The sequence below is a fragment of the Hydrogenophaga sp. FW305-3-2-15-A-LB1 genome, from assembly GCF_058787875.1.
In genome coordinates this window covers 23,873-30,098 of record NZ_JBYTAE010000080.1, presented here as the reverse complement: position 1 = coordinate 30,098, position 6,226 = coordinate 23,873, and the positions used below count along the sequence as shown (strand labels likewise).

Genomic DNA, 6,226 nt, shown 5'->3' with positions numbered 1-6,226 from the left:
CGCCCACCCACCCCGGCGCGCGCGGTTTCGTCGACGAGCACCTGGCCACCCTGGGACTGGTGCGCAACATCACCGCCCGCTGCCCGCATTTCGGGCTGATCCCGGCCATGGTCGCCGGCAGCCTGCTGGTGCTGACCACCGGGCGCCAGTACTGCGACCGTTTCACCGGCGTGCTGCCGGTGAAGGTGCTGCCCAGCCCGGTGGAGTTCCCGCGAATGATGTACTACCAGCTCTGGCACGAGCGCACCCACGCCTCCAAGGCCGGGCGCTGGCTGCGCGAGCAGGTCAAGAGCGTGGCCGCCTCGCTGAAGCGGCCCGACGCCGAGAGCTGACCCCACAAGACCACGAAGGAGACCCATGACCACGACACGACTGCAACTCAGCGGCATCACCAAGCGATATCCGGGCGTGGTGGCCAACAGCGGCGTCTCGCTCACCGTGCAGCCCGGCGAGGTGCACGCCGTGCTGGGCGAGAACGGCGCCGGCAAGTCCACGCTGATGAAGATCATCTACGGCTCGGTGAAACCCGACGAGGGCACGGTGATGTTCAACGGCCGGCCGGTGCACATCCGCAACCCGCAGGAGGCGCGCGCCCTGGGCATCAGCATGGTGTTCCAGCACTTCAGCCTGTTCGACACGCTCACCGTGGCCGAGAACGTCTGGCTCGGCCTGGACAAGTCGCTCACGCTGCCGGAGGTGAGCGCGAGCATCACCGCCAAGGCCACCGAGTACGGGCTGGACATCGACCCCTCGCGCCCGGTGCACACGCTCTCGGTGGGCGAGATGCAGCGGGTGGAGATCATCCGCGCGCTGCTGACCAACCCGCAACTGCTGATCCTGGACGAGCCGACCTCGGTGCTCACGCCGCAGGCGGTGGAAAAGCTCTTCGTGGTGCTGCGCAAGCTCGCGGCCGAGGGCTGCAGCATCCTCTACATCAGCCACAAGCTGCACGAGATCCGCGAGCTGTGCACCGCCTGCACGGTGCTGCGCGGCGGCCAGGTCACGGGCGTGTGCGACCCGCGCCAGGAAAGCAACGCCTCGCTCTCGCGCCTGATGATCGGCGCCGAACCGCCCGCGCTGGAGGTGCGCGAGCTGCATGCCGGCGCGGCGGTGCTGGAGGTGAACGGCCTCACGCTGCAGAGCGACGACCCGTTCGGCACGCACCTCAATGGCATCGCGCTCACGGTGCGCGCGGGCGAGGTGGTGGGCATCGCGGGCGTCTCGGGCAACGGCCAGAGCGAGCTGCTCTACGCGCTCTCGGGCGAGGACCGCCGCGCGCCGGCCGGCAGCATCCGCCTGGGTGGGCAGGACGTGTCGCACGCCGGCCCGGGCCGGCGGCGCGCCCAGGGCCAGCACTTCGTGCCCGAGGAGCGCCTGGGCCGGGGCGCCGTGCCCACGCTCTCGCTGTCGCACAACCTGCTGCTCTCGCGCAAGGACGCGCTGGGCTCGGGCGGCTGGATCCGCGTGGGCGCGCTCAAGGCGCAGGCGGCCGACATCATCGCGCGCTACAAGGTCAAGGCCAACGGGCCGGACGCGGCGGCCAAGTCGCTCTCGGGCGGCAACCTGCAGAAGTTCATCGTCGGCCGCGAGATCGAGGCCAGGCCCAAGCTGCTCATCGTGAGCCAGCCCACCTGGGGCGTGGACGTGGGCGCGTCCGCGCAGATCCGCGGCGAGATCCTCAAGCTGCGCGACGCGGGCTGCGCGGTGCTGGTGGTGAGCGAGGAGCTCGACGAGCTGTTCGAGATCAGCGACCGCCTGCACGTGATCGCCAAGGGGCGCCTGTCGCCCAGCCTGGACCGGGCCGAAGCCACCATCGAGCGCATCGGCGAATGGATGTCCGGGCTCTGGGACACGGCCGCCACCCACCACAAGAAAGAGGAGACCGCCCATGCTGCGGCTTGAAGTCCGTCCCCAACCCTCGGCGCGCTGGGGCTACGCCTCGCCGCTGCTGGCCCTGCTGATCACCGTGGTGATCGGCGTCATCCTGTTCGCCGTGCTGGGCAAGGACCCGGTGCGCGGCCTGCAGGTCTTCTTCTGGGAGCCGATCAAGAGCACCTACGCGCTGTCCGAACTCATGGTGAAGGCCACGCCGCTGCTCGTCATCGCGCTCGGGCTGGCGGTGTGTTTCCGCTCCAACGTGTGGAACATCGGCGCCGAGGGGCAGTACATCATCGGCGCGATCTTCGCGGCCGGCGTGGCGCTCACCGCCGACAAAAGCACCGGCGCGTGGATCGTGCCCGCCGTGCTGGTGGCCGGCGTGCTGGGCGGCATGTTCTGGGCCGGCATCACCGCGCTGCTGCGCGACCGCTTCAACGCCAACGAGATCCTCGTGAGCCTGATGCTGGTCTACGTGGCGGTGCAGGTGCTCAACTTCCTGGTCTATGGCCCGTGGAAGGACCCCATGGGCTACAACTTCCCGCAGACCAAGACCTTCGAGTCGGTCACGCAGATCCCGAAGCTGATGCAGGGCTCTCGCGTGACCATCGGCCTGCTGATCGCGCTGGCCGGCGTGGCGGCGGTGTGGGTCTTCCTGTTTCGCACCTACGCGGGCTATGCCCAGCTGGTGGGCGGCCTGGCGCCCGCGGCGGCGCGCTACGCGGGCTTTTCCTCGCGCAAGGCGCTGTGGATCGCGCTGCTGACCTCGGGTGGCGCGGCCGGCCTGGCCGGCGCGCTGGAGGTGGCCGGCCCGATCGGCCAGCTCACGCCCTATGTGCCGGCGGGCTACGGCTTCGCGGCCATCATCGTCGCCTTCGTGGGGCGGCTGCACCCGGTGGGCATCGTGTTCTCGGCCATTCTCATGAGCATGTTCTACATCGGCGGCGAACTCGCGCAGTCGCGCCTGGGCCTGCCCAAGTCGATCACCGGGGTGTTCCAGGGCCTGCTGCTGTTCGCGCTGCTGGCCTGCGACACCCTGATCGCCTACCGCCTCGTCTGGAAAAAGTGAGCAAGACATGGAATCCATCGCACTCCTGATCGCCGCCTCGCTCAACGCGGGCACCGTGCTGGCAATTGCTTCGCTGGGCCTGCTCATCAACGAAAAAGCCGGCATCGTCAACCTCGGTGCCGAGGGCATGATGCTGTGCGCCGCGCTGGCCGGCTTCGCCACCGTGGTCCACACCGGCAGCACCACGCTGGGCTTCGCGGCCGGCATGGCGGCCGGGGCCTTGCTCGCGGCCATCTTCGGCGGGCTGGTGATCTGGCTCAACACCAACCAGTACGCCACGGGCCTGGCGCTCAGCCTGTTCGGCGCGGGCTTCTCGGCCTTCGCCGGCACCCGTTACGTGCAGGAAAAACTGCCCGAGCAGACCCGCCACGCGATCCCGCTGCTGGGCGACATCCCGCTGATCGGCCCCGCGCTGTTCCGCCACCACCCCATGGTCTATATCTGTGTGGCGCTGGTGATCGGCCTGATCTGGTTCCTGTACCGCACGCGCGCCGGCCTGGTGCTGCGCAGCGTGGGCGAGAGCCCCGAGTCCTCGCACGCGCTGGGCTACCCGGTGCGCCGCATCCGCCTGGTGGCGGTGATGGCCGGGGGCGCGCTCTGCGGCCTGGCCGGTGCCTATGTGTCCACCGTGTACACACCGCTCTGGGTGGAGGGCATGATCGCCGGCAAGGGCTGGATCGCGCTGGCGCTGACCACCTTCGCCACCTGGCGGCCGGCCCGCGTGCTGCTGGGGGCCTACCTGTTCGGTGGCGTGACCATGCTGCAGTTCCACCTGCAAGGCATCGGCGTCAACGTGCCCAGCCAGTTCCTGACCATGATGCCCTACATCGCCACCATCGTCGTGCTGGTCCTGATCTCGCGCAACCCGACGTGGATCCGCATCAACATGCCGTCCTCGATCGGAAAACCCTTTTACCCGGGCGCATAATCTTTTCTGTTTTTTGCATAGTTTCCGCTCCACCCTTTCCCAACAAAGAGGTTATCCATGACAGACCTGAGCAAACGTTCCCTGATGAAGGTTGCCGCGCTGACCGCGCTGACCAGCGCCGTCCTGATCGGCTGCGGCAAGAAGGAAGAGGCCGCCGCGCCCGCCGCGCCCGCACCCGCTGCGGCCGAGGCACCGAAGGCCGCACCGCTGAAGATCGCGTTTGCCTACGTCGGCCCGGTGGGCGACGGCGGCTGGACCTTTGCGCACGACAACGGCCGCAAGGCGCTGGAGAAGGAATTCGGCGACAAGATCGTGACCAGCTTCGTCGAGAACGTGCCCGAGAGCGCCGACGCCGAGCGCGTGATCCGCGACCTGGCCGGCCAGGGCAACAAGCTGGTGTTCGGCACCACCTTCGGCTACATGGAGCCCATGCTCAAGATCGCGCCCGACTTCAAGGACGTGAAGTTCGAGCACGCCACCGGCTACAAGACCGCCGAGAACCTGCGCACCTACGACAGCCGCACCTACGAAGGCGCGTACATGGCCGGCGTGATCGCGGGCAGCATGACCAAGTCCAACACCCTGGGCGTGGTGGCGTCCATCCCAATCCCCGAGGTGATCCGCAACATCAACAGCTTCACGCTGGGCGCGCAATCGGTGAACCCCAAGGTCAAGACCAAGGTGGTCTGGGTCAACGGCTGGTTCGACCCACCGAAGGAAACCGAAGCCGCGACCTCGCTGATCAACGGCGGCGCCGACATCCTGTTCCAGAACACCGATTCGTCGGCCGTGCTGCAGACCGCCGAGAAGCTGGGCAAGCGCGCCTTCGGCTGGGACTCCGACATGACCGCCTACGGCCCCAAGGCCCACCTGGGTTCGGCCGTGATCAACTGGGCGCCGTACTACATCAAGGCCACCAAGGACGTGCTGGAAGGCACCTGGTCCACCGGCGGTGTGTGGTGGGGCGTGAAGGAAGGCGCGATCGACATGGTCTCCGTCGCCGAAGACGTGCCGGCCGAAGTGAAGGCCAAGCTCGACACCGTGCGCGCCGGCCTGAAGGACGGCAGCTTCTCGATCTGGAAGGGCCCGATCCTGGGTTCGGACGGCAAGGAAGTGCTGGCCAAGGACGCGGTCGCCGACGACAAGTTCCTCGGTGGCATCAAGTTCTACGTGAAGGGCGTTGAAGGCAAAGTGCCGAATTGACCCACCCCTGCCGCGCTTCGCGCGACCCCCTCGAGGGGGCGGCGCGTGCGGGCCGGCAGAGCCGGACCCGCCGTGCCCTGGAAAAAGAAAGCCGCCTCCGGGCGGCTTTCTTGTTGGAGTGAACCCACGATGATCGAACCACAACTCTGGCACCCCGTGATCGCCTCGCACCAGGTGCGCGACCAGCCCGTGGCCTGTTCGCTGCTCGGGCAGGCGCTGGTGCTCTGGCGCGAGCAGGCGCACGACACCCACCGCGTGCATGCCTGGGCCGACCGCTGCCCGCACCGGGGCGCCCGGCTCTCGCTGGGCCGGGTGCTGATCGGCCTGCACGGCACCCGCCTGGAGTGCCCGTACCACGGCTGGCAATTCGGCGGCGAGGGCCGCTGCCAGCACGTGCCCGCCGCGCCCGACTTCGTGCCGCCGGCCAGCCACTGCGCCACCCCGTTCGAGGCGCGCGAGCAGCACGGCCTGGTGTGGGTGCGGCTGCAGCCACCGTCCCAGACCCTCGCCGCGCCGCTGGCCGACCCGCCCGCGTTCGCGCCGGGCGACGACCCGGCCTGGCGCACCGTGCTGTGCGGCCCCTACGAACTCAACACCAGCGCGCCGCGCCTGGTGGAGAACTTCCTGGACTTGAGCCATTTCGGTTTCGTGCACGAAGGCTGGCTGGGCGAACGCGGCCACGCGCAGGTGCAGACCGGCGCGGTGGAAGAGGGCGAGGCCGGTCTGGTGGTGCGCGACGCCCGGGCCTGGCAGCCGCGCGCCTACGCCGGGGCGGACGCGGGCGCCTGGATCGCCTACCGCTACGACGTGCCGCACCCCTTCGCCGCCATCCTGCGCAAGGACGCCACCGAGGGCGACCCGGTGAGCAACGCGATCGCGCTCTTCATCCGGCCCGATGGCCACGAACTCTGCACGGCCTGGTTCGTGATGGCCACGCGCGGCGATGCCTCGACCGACCAGGAACTGGTCGCCTTCCAGGACGCGGTGTTCGCGCAGGACCGCCCGGTGGTGGAATCGCAGTCGCCGCGCGCGCTGCCGGTGGGCCGCACCACCCCCGTGACCGAGGTGCACGGCCCGGCCGACCGCGTCTCCAGCGCCTACCGCCGCTACCTGAAACGCCTGGACATCGCACTGGGCACCTGCTGACCGAA

General features: G+C 69.1%; 6 protein-coding genes. All 6 read left to right on the top strand.

What is annotated here, in order from left to right; translation table 11 throughout:
- On the top strand, positions 1-332 hold a 332-nt coding region (locus AC3WPZ_RS21975), incomplete at its 5' end, for a type 2 periplasmic-binding domain-containing protein (protein WP_492441530.1).
- A 25-nt stretch (positions 333-357) separates the two neighbouring features.
- A complete protein-coding gene (locus AC3WPZ_RS21970; protein ID WP_382323583.1) occupies positions 358-1,902 on the top strand; it encodes an ABC transporter ATP-binding protein in 1,545 nt (514 codons plus the stop codon).
- Positions 1,889-2,944, top strand: a complete 1,056-nt coding sequence (locus AC3WPZ_RS21965) for an ABC transporter permease (RefSeq protein WP_382323584.1) — start codon at positions 1,889-1,891, stop codon at positions 2,942-2,944. The genes AC3WPZ_RS21970 and AC3WPZ_RS21965 overlap by 14 nt, the downstream gene beginning before the upstream one ends.
- Positions 2,945-2,951: 7 nt before the next feature.
- Positions 2,952-3,872, top strand: a complete 921-nt coding sequence (locus tag AC3WPZ_RS21960) for an ABC transporter permease (RefSeq protein ID WP_382160486.1) — start codon at positions 2,952-2,954, stop codon at positions 3,870-3,872.
- A 57-nt stretch (positions 3,873-3,929) separates the two neighbouring features.
- Positions 3,930-5,075, top strand: a complete 1,146-nt coding sequence (locus AC3WPZ_RS21955) for a BMP family ABC transporter substrate-binding protein (RefSeq protein ID WP_382323585.1) — start codon at positions 3,930-3,932, stop codon at positions 5,073-5,075.
- A gap of 129 nt (positions 5,076-5,204) precedes the next feature.
- The gene (locus AC3WPZ_RS21950) at positions 5,205-6,221 is read left to right on the top strand and encodes a Rieske 2Fe-2S domain-containing protein (RefSeq protein ID WP_492433209.1); all 1,017 of its coding nucleotides are present in this window, start codon (positions 5,205-5,207) and stop codon (positions 6,219-6,221) included.
- Positions 6,222-6,226 lie beyond the last annotated feature (5 nt).

What these genes read in the sequence shown, in the direction of transcription:
- AC3WPZ_RS21970 (WP_382323583.1), top strand. Translation starts at nt 358, where the DNA reads ATGACCACGACACGACTGCAACTCAGCGGCATCACCAAGCGATATCCG.
- AC3WPZ_RS21965 (WP_382323584.1), top strand. Translation starts at nt 1,889, where the DNA reads ATGCTGCGGCTTGAAGTCCGTCCCCAACCCTCGGCGCGCTGGGGCTAC.
- AC3WPZ_RS21960 (WP_382160486.1), top strand. Translation starts at nt 2,952, where the DNA reads ATGGAATCCATCGCACTCCTGATCGCCGCCTCGCTCAACGCGGGCACC.
- AC3WPZ_RS21955 (WP_382323585.1), top strand. Translation starts at nt 3,930, where the DNA reads ATGACAGACCTGAGCAAACGTTCCCTGATGAAGGTTGCCGCGCTGACC.
- AC3WPZ_RS21950 (WP_492433209.1), top strand. Translation starts at nt 5,205, where the DNA reads ATGATCGAACCACAACTCTGGCACCCCGTGATCGCCTCGCACCAGGTG.